15 protein-coding genes are annotated in these 17052 nt (G+C 68.0%); 8 read left to right on the top strand and 7 right to left on the bottom strand.

Features of this window, described 5'->3' with window-relative positions; all coding sequences use genetic code 11:
- Window positions 1-110: 110 nt before the first annotated feature.
- The 6 genes from ACXYMN_RS00595 to rsmA all read left to right on the top strand — a co-directional run bounded on the left by ACXYMN_RS00595 (window position 111) and on the right by rsmA (window position 7868).
- Entirely contained in the window at window positions 111-1250 is a 1140-nt protein-coding gene (locus ACXYMN_RS00595) for an LptF/LptG family permease (protein ID WP_459011425.1), read from the top strand.
- Window positions 1247-2344 carry an LPS export ABC transporter permease LptG gene (gene lptG, locus ACXYMN_RS00590; RefSeq protein ID WP_459011424.1) on the top strand — a complete coding sequence of 366 codons (1098 nt, stop codon included), beginning with the start codon at window positions 1247-1249 and terminating at the stop codon, window positions 2342-2344. The genes ACXYMN_RS00595 and lptG overlap by 4 nt, the downstream gene beginning before the upstream one ends.
- Window positions 2344-4584, top strand: coding sequence for an LPS-assembly protein LptD (locus tag ACXYMN_RS00585; RefSeq protein ID WP_459011423.1), 2241 nt, complete (start codon window positions 2344-2346; stop codon window positions 4582-4584). Before lptG ends, ACXYMN_RS00585 begins: the two co-directional genes overlap by 1 nt.
- Complete coding sequence (locus tag ACXYMN_RS00580; protein WP_459011422.1) at window positions 4569-5804, top strand: peptidylprolyl isomerase; 1236 nt, start codon at window positions 4569-4571, stop codon at window positions 5802-5804. The genes ACXYMN_RS00585 and ACXYMN_RS00580 overlap by 16 nt, the downstream gene beginning before the upstream one ends.
- Window positions 5801-6814, top strand: coding sequence for a 4-hydroxythreonine-4-phosphate dehydrogenase PdxA (gene pdxA / locus ACXYMN_RS00575; RefSeq protein WP_459011421.1), 1014 nt, complete (start codon window positions 5801-5803; stop codon window positions 6812-6814). Before ACXYMN_RS00580 ends, pdxA begins: the two co-directional genes overlap by 4 nt.
- 199 nt (window positions 6815-7013) lie before the next feature.
- Window positions 7014-7868, top strand: coding sequence for a 16S rRNA (adenine(1518)-N(6)/adenine(1519)-N(6))-dimethyltransferase RsmA (gene rsmA / locus ACXYMN_RS00570; protein WP_459011420.1), 855 nt, complete (start codon window positions 7014-7016; stop codon window positions 7866-7868).
- A 115-nt stretch (window positions 7869-7983) separates the two neighbouring features.
- Here rsmA and ACXYMN_RS00565 read toward each other — a convergent pair whose 3' ends face one another.
- The 7 genes from ACXYMN_RS00565 to ACXYMN_RS00535 all read right to left on the bottom strand — a co-directional run bounded on the left by ACXYMN_RS00565 (window position 7984) and on the right by ACXYMN_RS00535 (window position 14833).
- Window positions 7984-8745 (bottom strand): DUF4167 domain-containing protein, encoded by a 762-nt coding sequence (locus ACXYMN_RS00565; RefSeq protein ID WP_459011419.1) that lies wholly within the window; start codon window positions 8743-8745, stop codon window positions 7984-7986.
- Window positions 8746-9135: 390 nt separating this feature from the next.
- Complete coding sequence (locus ACXYMN_RS00560; RefSeq protein WP_459011418.1) at window positions 9136-9990, bottom strand: EamA family transporter; 855 nt, start codon at window positions 9988-9990, stop codon at window positions 9136-9138.
- Window positions 9991-10182: 192 nt separating this feature from the next.
- Window positions 10183-11025, bottom strand: a complete 843-nt coding sequence (gene prmC, locus ACXYMN_RS00555; RefSeq protein ID WP_459011417.1) for a peptide chain release factor N(5)-glutamine methyltransferase — start codon at window positions 11023-11025, stop codon at window positions 10183-10185.
- Entirely contained in the window at window positions 11022-12071 is a 1050-nt protein-coding gene (prfA, locus tag ACXYMN_RS00550; RefSeq protein ID WP_459011416.1) for a peptide chain release factor 1, read from the bottom strand. The genes prmC and prfA overlap by 4 nt, the downstream gene beginning before the upstream one ends.
- 72 nt (window positions 12072-12143) lie before the next feature.
- Entirely contained in the window at window positions 12144-12554 is a 411-nt protein-coding gene (locus ACXYMN_RS00545) for a DUF1499 domain-containing protein (protein WP_459011415.1), read from the bottom strand.
- Window positions 12555-12581: 27 nt separating this feature from the next.
- Window positions 12582-13565, bottom strand: a complete 984-nt coding sequence (speB, locus tag ACXYMN_RS00540) for an agmatinase (protein WP_459011414.1) — start codon at window positions 13563-13565, stop codon at window positions 12582-12584.
- 89 nt (window positions 13566-13654) lie between these two features.
- Window positions 13655-14833: a M20 aminoacylase family protein gene (locus ACXYMN_RS00535; RefSeq protein ID WP_459011413.1), complete on the bottom strand. Its 1179-nt coding sequence runs from the start codon at window positions 14831-14833 to the stop codon at window positions 13655-13657.
- A gap of 63 nt (window positions 14834-14896) precedes the next feature.
- Between ACXYMN_RS00535 and mazG the strand changes: the two genes are divergently transcribed.
- Window positions 14897-15706 carry a nucleoside triphosphate pyrophosphohydrolase gene (mazG, locus tag ACXYMN_RS00530; RefSeq protein ID WP_459011412.1) on the top strand — a complete coding sequence of 270 codons (810 nt, stop codon included), beginning with the start codon at window positions 14897-14899 and terminating at the stop codon, window positions 15704-15706.
- 210 nt (window positions 15707-15916) lie between these two features.
- On the top strand, window positions 15917-16918 hold the full coding sequence (locus ACXYMN_RS00525; protein WP_459011411.1) for a Fe(3+) ABC transporter substrate-binding protein: 1002 nt from the start codon (window positions 15917-15919) through the stop codon (window positions 16916-16918).
- Window positions 16919-17052: the final 134 nt, after the last annotated feature.

Genomic DNA, 17052 nt, shown 5'->3' with positions numbered 1-17052 from the left:
ACTTTCGCCCAGAGGTAGCGGGCACACGCCGCCTTGGCCAGAGGCACCTTTCGCCGCCTGGGACGATCCGATAGGGTCGCGAAAAATCACAACGCGATCTGGGGGGATCGGTGGCAAGATTCGACAGATATCTCCTGTCCCGCCTCATGGTGCTGTTCGGCTTTTTCGCGCTGGTGCTGGTTTCGGTCTACTGGGTCAATCACGCCGTGATCCTGTTCGAGCAGCTGATCTCGGACGGCCATTCCGCGGGCGTGTTTCTTGAATTCACGGCGCTCAGCCTGCCCGCCACCATTGCCCGCGTGCTGCCGCTTTCGGCCTTTGTGGCGGCGCTTTACCTGACCCAGCGGCTGATCGGCGATTCCGAACTGACCGTGGTGCAGGCCACCGGCTATTCGCCCTGGCGCCTGATGCGCCCGGTAATCTATTTCGGCGCGGTGGTGGCCACGATGATGCTGATCCTGACGCATGTGCTGGTGCCCCACAGCCTGGAACAACTGCGCCTGCGCGAATCCGAGATCTCGAACGCCGCGTCGGCGCGCCTGTTACGTGAGGGTGTCTTCCTAAGCCCCTCTTCCGGCTTGACATTCTACATTCGCGACATCACCGAAGACGGCGAGTTGCGCGATATCTTCCTGTCCGATCGCAGGCAGGAAGGCCGCGAGGTGACCTATACCGCCGACCGCGCCTTCGTCGTCGGCGATGCGGCCGAGGACGCCAATATCGTGATGATGAGCGGCCTTGCCCAGACCCTCGACCTCGAAACCGAGCGGCTTTCGACCACCACCTTCGCCGATCTGACCTACAGCGTCTCGAGCCTGATCGACAGCAGCAGCGTCGGCAAGCAACAGCTTGATTCGACACCCTCCTTCGAGATCGTGACCGACTTTTCCGGTGTCATGGCGCGCACCCGCGAACGGCCGGCGGAGCTCATGGTGGCGCTGTTCTCGCGCATCCAGCAGCCGCTTCTGGCGATGGTCGGGGCCGCGCTCGGTTTTGCCACGCTGCTGACGGGCGAATTTTCACGCTTCGGCGTCACCCGACAGATGTTCGTCGCGGTGGGCCTGGTGGTGCTGGTCTACGTGTTCGAAAGCGCCGTGCAGGGCCCTGCGGAATCCAGCGTCGTCACCGCGTCCCTGATCTTCTTGCCCAGTATCATCGGGTTTTCCATTGTGATCCTGCTGTTGCGCAGCGCGGCACGGGACCGCCGCCCGAAACGCATGGCCGCGCCCGATGCCGAGGCCACCGCATGACCCTGCATATCTACTTCGCGCGGCGCTTCCTGATGACCTTTCTGGGCATCTTCGGCGGCTTTGCGGCCTTCGTCTTCATCCTCGACCTGGTCGAACAGATCCGCCGCTTCGACGATGAAGGGGTGGCGTTCGGCGGCATCGTGCAACTGACCCTGCTGAACCTGCCCGCCTCGCTCTACGAGATGCTGCCGCTGATCATGATCCTGTCCTCGATCGCGCTGTTTCTGGCGTTGTCGCGGTCGTCCGAACTGGTGATCGCGCGCTCTGCCGGGCGCTCGGGCATCGTGTCGCTGACCGGGCCGATGCTGGTGGCGCTGGCGGTGGGCTGTGTGGCGGTCGCGGCCATGAACCCCATCGTCGCGGGCACCTCGCAGCGCTACAGCGAGCTGAAGGAACTCTACGAGGATGGCGGGCGCAGCGTCATCTCCATCGGTTCGGGCGGGCTCTGGCTGCGGCAGGGCGACGCCGATGGCCAGACCGTGATCCGCGCCAGCCGCGCCAATGCCGACGCCACCCTGCTCTACGATGTCTCGTTTCTCGAATACAGCGAAGGTCTCGGCCCGACGCGCAGGCTTCTGGCCCGCGAGGCCGAACTGATCGACGGGGCCTGGGCGCTCAGCGACATCAAGAGCTGGCCGCTCGGGCCCGGCATCAACGCCGAAGCCAACGCCGCCACCCTGGCCACGCTCGAGATCCCCTCGACCCTGACCCGCGAACGCATCCGCGACCGCTTCGGCCAGCCCTCGGCGATCTCGATCTGGAACCTGCCGACCTTCATATCGGACCTGGAGCAGGCCGGGTTCTCGGCCCGCCGCCACGCGGTCTGGTTCCAGATGGAACTGGCGCGGCCGATCTTTCTGGTATCGCTGATCCTCGTCGGGGCCGCCTTCACCATGGAACATGCCCGCATCGCGCGCACCGGCATCGCGGTGCTGTCGGCGGTTCTGATCGGTTTCGGTCTGTTCTACATCCGCAATTTCGCGCAGATACTTGGCGAAAGCGGCCAGCTCGCTCCGGTGGTCGCGGCCTGGGTGCCCCCCGCCGCGTCGCTGCTGCTGGCTTTCGGATTCCTTCTGCAACGAGAGGATGGCTGATGCGGCGGATGCAGCGGCTTCTTGTCAATCTGACCTGCCATTCCCGCCGCGTGCCCGCGCGCGGGCTGGTGCTGGCGGTCGCGCTGTCTCTGGCGCTGACTATGGCGCTGGCCCCGACATGGGCGCGCGCGCAGACCGATCCGCTGCCCGACCCCATGCCCGACCCGGCCTTGCTGATCGCCGATATCGTCTATGTCGAAAACGACAGCGTCCTGATCGCCGAAGGCAACGTCGAGGCGATCTACGATGGCCGGCGGCTCTATGCAGAGCGGGTGGTGTTCGACCAGGCCGCGGGCACGCTTCAGATCGACGGTCCGATCCGCATCGTCGAGGTCAATGGCGACGTGCTGACCGCCACCTCCGCCGCGCTGGACGACGGCTTCGAGAACGGCATCCTGTCGGGCGCGCGCATCGTGCTGGACGAACAGTTGCAGCTTGCCGCGGTCGAGGCGCGCCGCCTTGACGGGCGCTATACGCAACTGTCCAAGGTGGCGGTGACCTCGTGCCAGGTCTGCGGGCGCGACCAGCGGCCCCTGTGGCAGATCCGCGCCGGTCGCGTCGTGCATGACGAAGCGGCGCGGCAGATCTATTTTGAGAACGCCACCTTCCATGTGCTTGATATTCCTATCTTCTACTTCCCGCGTCTGCGGATCCCCGATCCCACGCTGAAGCGCGCCCGGGGCTTTCTTCCGCCCGAGGTGCGCACCTCGTCGCTGCTGGGCTTCGGTATGAAACTGCCCTACTTCATCCCCATCGGCGCGCATCAGGACGTCACCCTGACGCCGTATCTGTCGACCGAGGGCCGCACGCTCGAACTGCGCTACCGGCGCGCTTTCCGCTATGGCGACATCACGATCGAAAGTGCCGTCAGCCGCGATTCGCTCTATGACGATGTGCGCGCCTATGCGTTTCTCAACGGAGAATTCGACCTGCCGCGCGATTTCAAGCTCGATTTCGGTCTGCAAACGGTCAGCGACGAGGCCTATCTCGACCTCTACGGCTATTCCTCGACTGACCGCCTGCGCAATTACCTGACCGTCAGTCGCTACGATCGCGACAGCGCCTTTTCGGCGGGAGTCGACTATTACGAAACCCTGCGCGACGAGGACACCACCGAAACGCGGCCCTCGACCATCATCGATTTCGATTACGAAAAACGCTACTTTCCCAAGGCACTGGGTGGCGAACTTCGCCTGTCGTCTGAAGTGCACGCGCATTACCGCCCCTCGGACGATCCGGTCGATGGCGGCGATGCGGACAGCATCGTCGACGGGCGCGACGTCAGCCGCCTGTCGGCCACCATGTCCTGGCGCGACCGCTATACCCTGCCCTGGGGGGTGCGCGCGGGCGTGCTGGGGCAGGTCAGCGCCGATCATATCCGTATCGCCCAGGACGTCACCTCCGAACCCGAGGCCGATGTGCTGACCCCCGCCGCGGCGCTGGAATTGCGCTGGCCGTGGTTGCGGCGCGGCAGCGGCGGCAGCGCCACGCTGATCGAACCGCTGGGCCAGATCGCCTGGTCCGGCGGCGAACGCCCGCGCACCGCCGCCGACGAAAGCACGCGCCAGGAATTCGACGAGGGCAATCTGCTGGCGCTGTCGCGGTTTCCGGCCAACGACCGGCGCGAACGCGGGCGCGTGTCGGCGCTGGGCCTGCGCTGGTACCACAGAAACCCCGAAGGCTGGCGGGCGGGCCTGACGCTGGGCCAGATCTGGCGCGCCGACGTGGACCCCGCCTTTACCAAGTCCTCGGGGCTGGGCTTCCGCACCTCGGACCTGCTGGTCGCGTCGCATTTCGAAACCCGGGGCGGGCTTCTGTTCACCGGGCGCGGCATCCTCGATACCGACGACCAGGACTGGAACAAGGTCGAGGCCCGCGTCGCCTGGGAAACGACGCGGATGGAGCTGGGCGCCGCCTACCTGCTGCTGCGCGCCGACCTCGACGAAGACCGCCCCGACACCCAGTCGGAATGGACCCTGGACGGGGCCTATACCTTTTCGCAGGACTGGTCCGCCGACGGCTACTGGCGCTACGATCTGGGCGACAACCGGTCGGATCGCGCCGGTCTGGGCGTGACCTGGCAGAACGAATGCGTCTCGGCGGAGTTTTCGGTCTCGCGCCGCTTCGCCTCATCCACTAATCTCGATCCATCCACAGATTTCGGCCTGACCGTGTCGCTGAAAGGCTTCAGCACAGGGGGCAGCGCCAAGGAGTACCGCCGCACATGCTCGAACTTCTGAAACGATCCCTGGCTCCGACACTCGGCGCGCTGGCGATGGCCGCGCTCTGCGCCGTCTCCGCCGCCGCACCGGCGCGCGCGCAGAACCTGTTCGCCCCGGTGATCCGGGTCAATGACGGCGTCATCACCGGCTACGAGATCCAGCAGCGCGCCCGCATGCTCACCGTGCTCAACGCGCCCGGCGACCCCGAAGAGGAAGCGCGCAAGGCGCTGATCAACGACCGCTTGCGGGTGCAGGCGGCGCGCCGCGCCGGGATCGTCCCGGGGCCCGACGACATGCGCGACGCGATGTCCGAGTTTGCCGCCCGCGCCAATCTCAGCCGCGAGGAATTCATCCAGGCGCTCGCCGGGGCCGGTGTCGCCGAAGAGACGTTCCGCGATTTCGTCGAGGCGGGGCTGTCCTGGCGCATCCTCGTGCAGCAGCGCTTTGCCGGGCGGGCCAATACCTCGGAGGCCGAGATCGACCGCGCGCTGTCCGGTGGCGCTGTCGGCTCGAACGTCCGGGTGCTGCTGTCCGAAATCATCATTCCCGCGCCGCCGCAACAGGCCGAGGCGGTGCGCGCGCGCGCCAATCGCATCGCCCAGTCGCAATCCGAAGGCGAGTTCTCGTCCTATGCGCGGCAATATTCCGCCACCGCGTCACGCGGCGCGGGCGGGCGCCTGCCATGGCAGAACCTGGACGATCTGCCGCCGCAGCTGCGCCCCATCGTTCTGGCGCTGTCGCCCGGCGAGGTGACGGCACCGCTGCCGATCCCGAACGCCATCGCACTTTTCCAGCTGCGCGGCATCGAAGAGACCGGCTATTCCGCGCCGGAATATGCCGCGATCGAATACGCCGCCTATTACCTGCCCGGTGGCCGCACCAACGAAAACCTCGCCCGCGCGCGGGTGATCGACAGCCAGACCGACCGCTGCGACGACCTTTATGGCATCGCCAAGGGCCAGCCCGCCGCGCGGCTGGAGCGCGAAAGCCTGCCGCCCGCTTCGCTGCCCACCGACATCGCCTTCGAACTGTCCAAGCTCGATCCCGGCGAGGTGTCAACGGCGCTCACCCGGTCCGGCAACCTGATGGTGCTGATGCTGTGCGGGCGCACCCGGGCGGTGGTCGAGGGCGCCGACCGGCAGGAACTGGCGCTTGGCCTGCGCAACCGGCGGCTGAACGCCCTGTCCGAGAGCTATCTCGCGCAGCTCAAGGCCGACGCCTATATCGTCGAGCAATGATACCGGCCCCCGGCACCTCCGCGCCCCCCGCCCGCAACGCCCGCCCGGCCCCCATCGCGGTCAGCTGCGGTGAGCCCGCGGGCATCGGCCCGGAACTGGCCCCGGCGGCGTGGCGCATTCTCGGCGCGCAGGTGCCGTTTTTCCTGATCGGCGATCCGGCCCATGTGCCGGACGGCGTGCCGGTGATCGAGATCGCCCAGCCCGCAGATGCTGTATCCGCCGCGCGGGATGGCCTGCCGGTGCTGCCACTCAGGATGGATGGCCCCCGGGTGCCCGGCAAACCGCAGCCCGGCCAGGCCCGCGGCGTGATCGAATCCATCGAACGGGCGGTGCATCTGGTGGCCACCGGCAAGGCCTCGGCGCTCTGCACCCTGCCGATCCACAAGCAGGCACTGGCCGAGGGCGCGGGCTTTGCCTTTCCTGGCCATACCGAGTTTCTGGCCCATCTCGCCGATGCGGACGAGGTGGTGATGATGCTGGCCTCAGACCAGCTGCGCGTGGTGCCCGCCACCATCCACATGGCTCTCGCGGACGTGCCCGCCGCGCTGACCGCGCCGCTGCTGGAGCGGCGTCTGCGCATCACCCATGCGGCGATGATCGCGCAGTTCGGCATCCCGTCGCCCCGCATCGCGGTGGCCGGGCTCAACCCGCATGCCGGGGAAGGCGGTCGCATGGGCCGCGAAGAGATCGACCTGATCATTCCCGTGCTCGACCGCCTGCGCGCCGAGGGCATGCAGATCGCGGGGCCGCTCTCGGCCGATACGATGTTTCACGCCGCCGCCCGCACCCGGTATGACGTGGCGGTGGCGATGTATCACGACCAGGCGCTGATCCCGATCAAGACGCTGGATTTCGATCAGGGCGTGAACGTGACCCTGGGCCTGCCCTTCATCCGCACCTCGCCCGACCACGGCACCGCCTTCGATATTGCCGGGCGGGGCGTGGCCAACCCGTCCTCGACCGTCGCGGCGCTGCGGCTGGCCTGGCGCATGGCGGGCGGCGCGGAATGAGGCGGCTTGTGGGTCGGGGGCCATATGCCGACGCAGCACCCGGGGCATCCGCTGCGAATGCGTTTTTTTGGAAAGATGAAGCGCAGGGACGCCGCGGGATGCCCGCCGGGATCGCGCGGCGGAGGGCGGGATGTTCCGGAATGGAGATGTTTTATTTCAGCGTTTTGGCGGCTGCAATTCGTGCGATGGGTGAGGTTGGATGAGCGGCCTCGATGATCTGCCGCCGCTGCGCGAGGTGATCGCGACCCATGATCTGCGGGCGCGCAAGTCGCTGGGCCAGAACTTCCTGCTCGACCTCAACCTGACCGCGAAGATCGCGCGGGCGGCGGGCGATCTGTCGGAGATGGATGTGCTCGAGGTGGGGCCCGGACCCGGCGGGCTGACGCGGGGATTGCTGGCCTCGGGCGCGCGGCGGGTGCTGGCGGTGGAAAAGGACAGCCGGTGCCTGCCCGCACTGGCCGAGATCGCGGCGGCCTGGCCGGGCCGCTTGCAGGTGATCGAGGGCGATGCGCTGGAGGTGGATCCGCTGGCCTATCTCACGCCGCCGATCGCGATTGCCGCCAACCTGCCCTACAATATCGGCACCGAGCTGCTGGTGCGCTGGCTGACGCCCGCAACCTGGCCGCCGTTCTGGACCACGCTGACGCTGATGTTTCAGAAAGAGGTGGCCGAGCGCATCGTCGCGGCCCCCGGCGACAAGGCCTACGGACGGCTGGCCATTCTGGCGCAATGGCGCAGCGAGGCGCGCATCGTCATGACCCTGCCGCCCGAGGCCTTCACCCCGCCGCCCAAGGTTTCCTCGGCGGTGGTGCATCTGACGGCCCTGCCCGAGCCGCGGTTCCCCGCCGATCCGAAGGTGCTGCAGGAGGTGGTCGCGCGGGCCTTCAACCAGCGCCGCAAGATGCTGCGGGCCAGTCTCAAGGGGCTGCATCCCGGGATCGAGGACATTCTCGCGCAGGCGGGCATCAAGCCGACCGAGCGCGCCGAGCAGGTGCCGCTCGAGGGGTTCTGCGCGCTGGCCCGTCGTGTGGCCGAGATCCGCGCGGGCAATTGATGCCGGGCACCTAAAACCGGGCACCGGACATGCAAAAGGCCGGTCGCGGTGACCGGCCTTGTGTCTCTGGACCGCCGACCTTGCGGGGCGCCAAGGGTGCCCGGCGCGGGCCGGTTCAGCTGTTGTTCGCGATATCCTCGGGCGGCGCTGCGGGCTGTGTCGTGTCATCGCCCGCTTCGCCTGACTCGGCGGGTTTGCGACGCGGCTTGCGCTTGGGTTTGGGCTTTTCGGCGTTTTCCGGCGTGTCGACCAGGTGCGAACCACCGTCGTCGCCGCCAAGATCGACCACCTCTGCGCCGTGGCCGCCGGTGGCATCCCCGTTGCCGCCGTCATTGCCCTGACCATTGCCGTTGCCGTTGCCGCCGGGCTTGTTGCGCCGCTTGCGCGGGCTGGTCTGAGTGTCGCCGCCCTGGCCCCGGTTGTCCTGGCCCCGGTTGTCCTGGCCCCGGTTGTCCTGGCCCCGGTTGTCCTGGGCCTCGGGCTGCTGGCCCTGTCCACCCTGGCCACCCTGACCCTGCGGCGCGTCGGGTTCACCGGACCGACCGTCGCCCGCGCGGTTGTCGTCGCGGTCGCGCTGTTGCTGGCGCTCGCGATTCTCGCGTTCCTGCTGTTCGCGGCGCTGGTCCTGTTCGCGCTGCGCCTCGCTCAGCATGCGCAGGTAATGCTCCGCATGTTGCTGGAAGTTCTCGGTCGCAACGCGGTCGTTGCCCAGCTGCGCATCGCGGGCAAGCTGGTTGTATTTCTCGATGATCTGCTGCGGCGTACCGCGCACCTTGCCGTCGGGACCGGAACTGTCGAAGACGCGGTTGACGACGTTGCCGACCGTGCTGCGGTTGCGGTTGCCCTTTGACCGGGACCGTGACTTGGAAGATCTCATAACGCGGCTTCAGTCCTGTATCTGACTGTGGTTCGCAATCCTCTGGCGCTTGTGTGCGCCCGCCTCGCCGGATCACGTTTGTTTTGGCTTAGTACCGGGCGCGACGGAAACGATCGTCAGAGCCAATGCCCGATAGGTCTGAGTAAGCATGGCTTCGGGCGTTCCACAAGTGCATATCGGGAAAAAAGCGTCGATTTGGCCATAAAACCGGCATCTGAGGCGCATTCGCCGCGTGTTTTTCGCGCCTCCGCCGCCGGACCTGCCCGCCGCCAAGGGGCGAGCCTGCGGGCGTTCGCGGGGTTTTCCGGGCCTTTCGCGCCGGAACGCGGCCCGCGAACGGCGGCTTTGCGCGTCCTTGCGCGCGCGCCTCATGCCCCCCTCGGCCCCCGATCACGACGTCGCCAGCAGGACCACGCCGCTCAGGATCACGACCGCCCAGGACAACCGATGGCTCAGGTTGCCCTCGCCCAGAAGGATGCTGCCCGCCAGCACCGACAGCAGCACCGACAGCTCGCGGATCGGGGCCACATAGACCACCGGCGTGAAGGTCATCGCGATCAGCACCAGAAGGTAGGCCAGCGGGCTGAGGACCGCGATGACCAGCACGCCCGGACGCTCGGTGCGCCACAGATGCGCCACCCGGACCCGGCGCCGCCACGCCACCGGCGTCAGCAGCACCGCGCGCGCAAGGCTCGAGGCGTAGTCCAGCAACAGCGGCGGGATCACCATCGCGGTCACCGAATAGGCATCCCAGACCGTGTAGGACCCGATCAGCGCGCCGGTCGCCAGCCCGAAGACCAGCGACGGCATCGCCGCCTCGGGACGTCCGCGCAGACCACCGGTCAGCATGAAGACGCCCGACACGATGATGATGGCCCCGAGCCCCATCTGCAGGCCCATCTCCTCGCCCAGCACCAGTACCGCAAAGCCCCCCGACAGCACCGGCCCGGTGGCGCGCGCGGTGGGATAGACGATGGACAGGTCGCCGACGCTGTAGGCTTTCTGCAGCAGCAGGAAATAGGCCAGGTGCAGCAGCGCGCTGCCCGCGATGAACCACAGGTCGCGGTGGCTGTAGTGGTCCCATCCCGCCAGCGCCCAGACCGCAACCGGGGCGTAGATCACCACCGCCACGACCGAGAACAGCCAGACCAGCTCGGCCCCGGCATTGATGCGCTTGACGAAGAGGTTCCAGGTCGCGTGGCAGACCGCCGCGGCCAGAACCAGAGAAAAACCGAGCAGGGACATGGGTGCACGCCTCTCTGCGGATGCGGGGTCTGGGCATGCTTGTCCCGGGGTCGGGCCGACGGGTCAAGGGCGCGGATCTTTGCGGCGGCGCGGCGGGCGGGCACGGGGCGCATCCGGACCCCGCCATCTCAGCCCCGCCCCGTCACGCGCCCCGCCACGCGCCCCGTCACGCGCCCCGTCAAACCCGCCCCGTCAGGCCCGTGCGGTCACCACCCGGTCGCGCCCGTCCAGATCCGGCAGCACCCGGACATCCGCCAGCCCCGCCGCCGTAAAGATGCGCGACACCGACGCCCCCTGCCCGGCACCGATCTCGACCAGCAGCCGCCCCCGCGCGTCCAGATGCGCCGCCGCCCCGTTGGCGATCGCACGATAGGCGGTCAGCCCGTCGGCCTCGTCGGTCAGCGCCATGCGCGGCTCGTAGTCACGCACGTCGCGGTCAAGCTGCGCCATCTCATCCGCCGCGATATAGGGCGGGTTCGACACGATCAGATCGAACCGCTGGCCCGCGTCCAGGGGCGCGAACCACGCCCCCTCGCACAGCGCCACACGGTCGGTCAGGCCAAAGGTATTGCGGTTCCAGAACGCCACCTCGAGCGCGTCCGGCGACAGGTCCGTGGCCACCCCATGCGCCTCCGGCACCTCGGCGGCCAGCGTCAGCGCGATACAGCCCGACCCGGTGCCGAGGTCGAGAAACCGCGCGAAGGGCTCGGCCAGCGCCGCCTCGATCAGCGTTTCGGTCTCGGGCCGGGGGTCGAGCACCTCGGGCGTCACCAGGAACTCGCGCCCGTAGAACTGCCGCCGCCCGGTCAGGTGCGACACCGGGACCCGTTCGGCCCGGCGCTCGATCAGGACGTTGAAGACCACGCCGAGATCGGGAGCCATCGGTTCCGGCAGGAACAGCGTCAGCCGTCCGGGCGGCACCTTCAGCACATGCGCCAGTAGACGCCGCGCGTCGCGTCCGGCATCCGTGATGCCCGCCCCGGTCAGCCGCCGCGTCGCCGCGGCCAGCGCCTGCGATCCGGTGACCGCACTCATGCGCCCATCTCGGCCAGGAGCGTCGCCTGCGCGTCCTGGGTCAGCGCGTCGATAACCTCGTCGAGATCGCCGCCCATCACCTGATCGAGCTTGTAGAGCGTCAGGTTGATGCGGTGATCGGTCAGCCGGCCTTGCGGGAAGTTGTAGGTCCGGATGCGTTCGGACCGGTCGCCCGATCCGACCTGCGCGCGCCGCAGATCCGACCGCTCGGACGCCACCTTCTGCCGCTCGGCATCGAACAGGCGCGTGCGCAGCACCTGCATCGCGATCTCGCGGTTGCGGTGCTGGGATTTTTCGGACGAGGTCACGACGATGCCCGACGGGATATGGGTGATCCGCACGGCGCTGTCGGTGGTGTTGACGTGCTGCCCGCCCGCCCCCGAGGCGCGCATCGTGTCGATGCGGATATCGTTCTGGTCGATGGCCACGTCGACCTCGGCGGCTTCGGGCAGCACCGCCACGGTCGCCGCCGAGGTGTGGATCCGCCCGCCCGATTCGGTGGTCGGCACGCGCTGGACCCGGTGCACACCCGATTCGTACTTGAGCCGTGCGAAGACGCCGTCGCCCTCGATCCGGGCGGTGACTTCCTTGATGCCGCCCAGCTCGGTCATCTGCTGTTCGATGATCTCGACCCGCCAGCCCCGGGCCTCGGCATAGCGCTGGTACATGCGCAACAGATCGCCCGCGAAAAGCGCCGCCTCCTCGCCGCCGGTGCCGGGACGGATCTCAAGGATCGCGGGCCGCGCATCGGCGGCATCGCGCGGCAGAAGCGCCAGTTGCAGCGCGCGCTCGACCTCGGGCAGCTGCTGGCGCAGGGTCTCAAGCTCGTCCTCGGCCAGCGATTTCATCTCGGGGTCAGCCAGCATCGCCTCGGCCTCGGCGATACCCCCGGCCAGATCGCGCCACCGGGCGATCACGTCGACCACGGGCTTCAGTTCGGCATATTCACGCCCCAGGGCCGCAATATCCCCGCCGCCCTGCGACATGCGGGCTTCAAGGTACTCGAACCGTTCGGTGATCTGCAAAAGGCGGTCTTCGGGGATCATGCCCAGCGGTCTTGCCCATCGCCGGGGCGCGGTCAAGGGGCGGGCGCACCGCGTCCCCGTGGCGGGCGGGCTTCAGTCCTGCGCCAGATCCGCGAGCCAGCCCTCGACCCGGGCGCGGTTGACCCCGAGGTCCGATTGACCGAAGCGCGCGCGGGCATAAAGCTCGATCCGGTCCTCGACCTGCTGCACGGTGGTGTAGTCGGGAAACCCCATCCACTGCGACCGGGTCACATAGGTGACATGCGCCGCATCGACGCTGCCCGCCACCAGTTCGGTGCGCGGGGTCGACAGGATGATGCGGTCGAGGGCGGCCAGCGTGCCGTCACCGGCGGGGATGCTGCGCCGCACGCCATTGGCCAGGTCCTGATCGGCGCTGACCTGCGGGTCGACATGCCAGACATCGGGGTCGGACGGCGCAAAGCGCACATAGGCCACGCCCGCGACAATCAGGAACAGGATGAGCCAGAAAACAAGTTTCAGCACGACAGGATGCCTCGCGGTTAAGGGTGGTCAGGGTCGAACGCGCGTCTGGCCGCGCCGGGTCCATCCCCAGAGGCAGAGAATCTCCATCGCGACATGCGCGCCCGCCACGGCCGTTGCCCCCGTGGTATCGTATGGCGGCGAGACCTCAACCACATCGCCGCCGACCAGCGTCAGACCGGCAAGATCCCGCAGGCAGATCGCCGCCTGCGCCGAGCTGAGCCCGCCCCAGACCGGCGTGCCGGTGCCCGGCGCGAAGGCCGGATCGAGGCAATCGATGTCGAAGGTCAGATAGGCCGGGGTATCGCCCACGACCTCTCGGATCTGGCGCGCGGTGGTCGCGGCCCCCTGCTCATGGACATGCCGCGCATCGAACACCGTGACCCCCATGGTGTCGGGATTGGTGGTGCGGATGCCCACCGCGACCGAGCGTTCGGGCGTGATCAGGCCTTCCCTGATCGCCTTGTAGACAAAGGTGCCGTGGTCGATCCGGTTCGGGTCGTCATCGACCCAGCTGTCGGAATGGGCGTCGAACTGCACCAGCGCGAGGGGGCCGTGTTTCGCCACATGGGCGCGCAGGATCGGCAGCGTCAGGAAGTGATCGCCGCCAAGGGTCAGCGCCGCCGCGCCCTGGTCCAGAATGCCCGCGATATGGGCCTCGACGCGGGCCGGCACCTCGGACGTGTTGGCGTAGTCGAAGGCCATGTCGCCGTAATCGGCCACGGCGAATTCGCCCAGCGGGTCGAACCCGTCCCAGCCATAGGGCGGATCGAAAGGTTGCAGCGTCGAGGCCTCGCGGATGGCACGCGGCCCGAAGCGGCAGCCGGGACGGTTGGTGACCGCCTGGTCGAACGGCAGGCCGGAGATGGCGATGTCGATGCCCGCCAGGTCCTTGGTATAGCGGCGGCGCAGGAACGAGGTCGCCCCGGCGAAAGCGTTTTCAAAGGACAGCCCGCGCGCGTCGGTGCGGGTAAAGGCGTGGTCGATCTGGGTCTTGGCGTCTTCTAGGGCCATGGCGGTCGGGTCCTGTCTGAGCAGCGGCGTGCGGGGTGGCGGTGTCCGGCATGCGTTTTTCTGGAAAGATGAAGCCGATGGGCCGCGCGTTATTCGGCGGCGGTCCGGTTCAGAGGCTGGCGGGTCTCGACAAGCTTGACGAAATAGGAGGCCCCCAGCGGGGCCACATCGTCGTTGAAGTCGAAGCCGGGGTGGTGCACGCCGTGGCCGATGCCCTGGCCCAGCTTGACATAGGCCCCGGGCCGCGCCTCGAGCATGTAGGAGAAGTCCTCCGCGCCCATCACCGGCGCGGTGTCGGTATCGACGCCCGCATCGCCCGCGACCGCGCGCGCCACATCCGCCGCGAAGGCGGTCTGGTCGGCGTGGTTGACGGTGGCGGGATAGCTGCGCTCGTAGGCGATCTCGACGCCAAGGTCGGACCCCGCCGCGTGGGCCTCGGCCAGCGCGCGGATGCGGCGTTCGGCCATGTCGCGCACCTCGGCGCTGAAGCTGCGCACGGTGCCCGCGAGCATCGCCGTGCCGGGGATCACGTTCATCGCCGAGCCCGCGTGGATCTGGGTGATCGACACCACCAGCCGGTCCAGCGGATCGGTGTTGCGGGACGCCACGGTCTGCATCGCGAGGCCAAGCCCCATCGCCGCCGGGATCGGATCGATACATTTGTGCGGGCGCGCGGCATGGCCGCCCTGCCCGGTCAGCGTGATGGTGAAATCGTCGACCGCCGCCATCATCGGCCCGGCCCGGGTCGAGAACCGGCCCTCGGGGCTGGACGGGTCGCAATGGATCGCGAAAACCTCCTCGATGCCGAAGCGGTCCATGATGCCTTCCTCGACCATGATGCGGCCGCCGCCGATGATCTCCTCGGCGGGCTGGAAGATCAGCGCCACCCGGCCCGAGAAGTTGCGCGTCTCGGACAGGTAGCGCGCCGCCCCCAGCAGCATCGCCGTATGGCCGTCATGGCCGCAGGCGTGCATCTTGCCCGGAACGGTCGAGGCGTGTTCGACGCCGGTCTCTTCGGACATCGGCAGCGCGTCCATGTCGGCGCGCAGGCCCGTGACCGGCCCCGCGCCCCGCCCTTCGATGATCGCCACGATGCCGGTCTGCGCAATGCCCTCATGCACCGCGTCGACGCCGAACTCGCGCAGCCGCGCCGCGACATAGGCCGCCGTTTCGTGGCAGTCGAGGCCCAGCTCGGGATGGGCGTGCAGGTGGCGCCGCCAGGCTTTCATGTCGGGGGCAAATTCGGCGAGGCGGTTGACGGGGGGCATGACTGGACTCCTTTGCGGGCTTCGGCCATCCCTCGGGCGTGCGACCGCCGAAAGGGATATGCCATGGATGACGTGCTGATCGACAATCCGCAAGGCGGCATGCCGCGCCTTCTGGCCATCATGCGCGCGCTGCGCGACCCCGAGCGCGGCTGCCCCTGGGATGTGGCGCAGACCTTCGCGACCATCGCCCCCTACACCATCGAAGAGGCCCACGAGGTCGCCGACGCCATCGAGCGCGAGGCCTGGGACGAATTGCGCGGCGAATTGGGCGACCTGCTGTTCCAGGCGGTGTTTCACGCCCAGATCGCCGCCGATGCGGGTCTGTTCACCTTCGACGACGTGGCCAATGCGATCGCCGACAAGATGGTGGCGCGCCATCCGCATGTGTTCGGCGACGAATCGAACGCCAAGAGCGCCGAACAGCAGACCCGCGACTGGGAGGCGGTGAAGGCCGCCGAGCGCGCGGGCCGGGCCGAAACCGGCGTGCTCGACGGGGTGGCGCGCGGATTGCCCGCCCTGACCCGCGCGGTCAAGTTGCAGAACCGCGCCGCGCGCGTGGGCTTCGACTGGCCCGAAACCGATCAGGTGCTCGACAAGATCATCGAGGAGGCGGACGAGTTGCGCGAGGCCACGGATCCCGCCCACCGCGAGGAAGAGTTCGGCGACCTGATGTTTGTCATGGCCAACCTCGCACGGCATCTCAAGATCGACCCCGAGGCCGCGCTGCGGGCGGCCAACCAGAAGTTCATCCGCCGCTTCGAGGCGGTGGAGGCAGGGCTCGCCGCGCGGGGCAAGCGCCCCGAGGACAGCGATCTGGCCGAAATGGATGCGCTGTGGGACGCGGCGAAAGCCGACGAACGCGCGCGCGGCTGAGGCGTTGCCCGCGACGCCTGCCCCCCGACGTCGCAAGAATCAGCGGTGCCCTGCATCGTCGCTGACGGCATCGGCGACAGCGTGCGCCGTTTCCATGCGGGAAATCTGCCGTGCCGAAAATTGTCCGATTTTTTTGGTCAGGTATTGACCTGACTATTTCCGTCAGGCATCCAGTTCGCAGTCGATAACCCGAACCCCGAAGGAGAGGTCATGACCTTTCGCATCACGTCCGCGGCGCTTGCCCTGATCGCCGCTTCCCCGGCCCTCGCCGAGGTCAACATCTATTCCCAGCGCCAGCCCGAGCTGATCGCGCCGATCACCGACGCGTTCACCGCCGAAACCGGGATCGTCACCAACGTCGTCTTCCTCGATGAGGGTCTGAACGAACGCCTGCAGGCCGAGGGCAGCCGCAGCCCCGCCGACATCATCATGACCGTCGATATCGCGCGGCTGAGCCAGGCCGTCGACGCCGGGGTCACCCAGCCCGTCGACAGTCCGGTGCTGACCGGTGCCATTCCCGCCGAGTTCCGCGATCCGGGCAACGAATGGTTCGGCGTCACCACCCGCGCGCGCATCGTCTATGCCTCGAAGGACCGCGTCGACCCGGCCGAGATCACCACCTACGAAGACCTTGCCTCGGACACGTGGAAAGGCCGCATCTGCACCCGCTCGGGCACCCATCCCTACAACCTCGCGCTGATGTCGGCGATGATCCACCACCACGGGGCCGAGGCGGCAAAGGCCTGGGCGACCGGCGTCAAGGACAACCTCGCGCGCAAGCCGCAGGGCAATGACCGCGCACAGGTCAAGGCGATCTGGGCCGGGGAATGCGACATCGCCCTCGGCAACACCTATTACATGGGCAAGATGCTCGAGGATACCGAACAGACCGCCTGGGCCGAAAGCGTCAATGTGCTGTTTCCCGCCTTCGAGACCGGCGGCACCCACATGAACGTCTCGGGTGCCGCGATGACGGCGGCGGCGCCGAACCGCGACGACGCGCTGCGGTTCATGGAGTTCCTCGCCTCTACCAGCGCGCAGGAAATCTACGCCGAGGTCAATTACGAATACCCCGTCCGGCACGATGCGGCGACCTCTGATCTGGTGGCCTCCTGGGGTACGTTCACCCCGGACGACGTGAACCTGATGGATCTCGCCGCCCTGCGCGCCGAGGCGCTGCGCATCATGGAAGAGGTCAATTTCGACGGCTGATGCCGCGTGTGCCCCTGCCACAAATGGCCCCGACGGACACACCGCCGGGGCCTTTTTGCATGTCAAGACGGCCATCGGTGGCGATTCCCTCGCGCCGCGCTATGTTCGCGCCGAAGACGGACGCAAAAGAAGGC

It is taken from the genome of Roseivivax sp. CAU 1753 (genome assembly GCF_054482575.1).
Note: the sequence above shows the minus strand (reverse complement) of the source record. Positions and strands in the feature narration are given on the sequence as shown.

Excerpts from the sequence above, each read along its gene's own strand:
- mazG (WP_459011412.1), top strand. The coding sequence starts at position 14,897 with ATGGATGACGTGCTGATCGACAATCCGCAAGGCGGCATGCCGCGCCTT.
- rsmA (WP_459011420.1), top strand. The coding sequence starts at position 7,014 with ATGAGCGGCCTCGATGATCTGCCGCCGCTGCGCGAGGTGATCGCGACC.
- ACXYMN_RS00535 (WP_459011413.1), bottom strand. The coding sequence starts at position 14,833 with ATGCCCCCCGTCAACCGCCTCGCCGAATTTGCCCCCGACATGAAAGCC.
- ACXYMN_RS00585 (WP_459011423.1), top strand. The coding sequence starts at position 2,344 with ATGCGGCGGATGCAGCGGCTTCTTGTCAATCTGACCTGCCATTCCCGC.
- prmC (WP_459011417.1), bottom strand. The coding sequence starts at position 11,025 with ATGAGTGCGGTCACCGGATCGCAGGCGCTGGCCGCGGCGACGCGGCGG.
- ACXYMN_RS00560 (WP_459011418.1), bottom strand. The coding sequence starts at position 9,990 with ATGTCCCTGCTCGGTTTTTCTCTGGTTCTGGCCGCGGCGGTCTGCCAC.
- lptG (WP_459011424.1), top strand. The coding sequence starts at position 1,247 with ATGACCCTGCATATCTACTTCGCGCGGCGCTTCCTGATGACCTTTCTG.
- prfA (WP_459011416.1), bottom strand. The coding sequence starts at position 12,071 with ATGATCCCCGAAGACCGCCTTTTGCAGATCACCGAACGGTTCGAGTAC.
- ACXYMN_RS00580 (WP_459011422.1), top strand. The coding sequence starts at position 4,569 with ATGCTCGAACTTCTGAAACGATCCCTGGCTCCGACACTCGGCGCGCTG.
- ACXYMN_RS00525 (WP_459011411.1), top strand. The coding sequence starts at position 15,917 with ATGACCTTTCGCATCACGTCCGCGGCGCTTGCCCTGATCGCCGCTTCC.
- ACXYMN_RS00565 (WP_459011419.1), bottom strand. The coding sequence starts at position 8,745 with ATGAGATCTTCCAAGTCACGGTCCCGGTCAAAGGGCAACCGCAACCGC.
- pdxA (WP_459011421.1), top strand. The coding sequence starts at position 5,801 with ATGATACCGGCCCCCGGCACCTCCGCGCCCCCCGCCCGCAACGCCCGC.
- speB (WP_459011414.1), bottom strand. The coding sequence starts at position 13,565 with ATGGCCCTAGAAGACGCCAAGACCCAGATCGACCACGCCTTTACCCGC.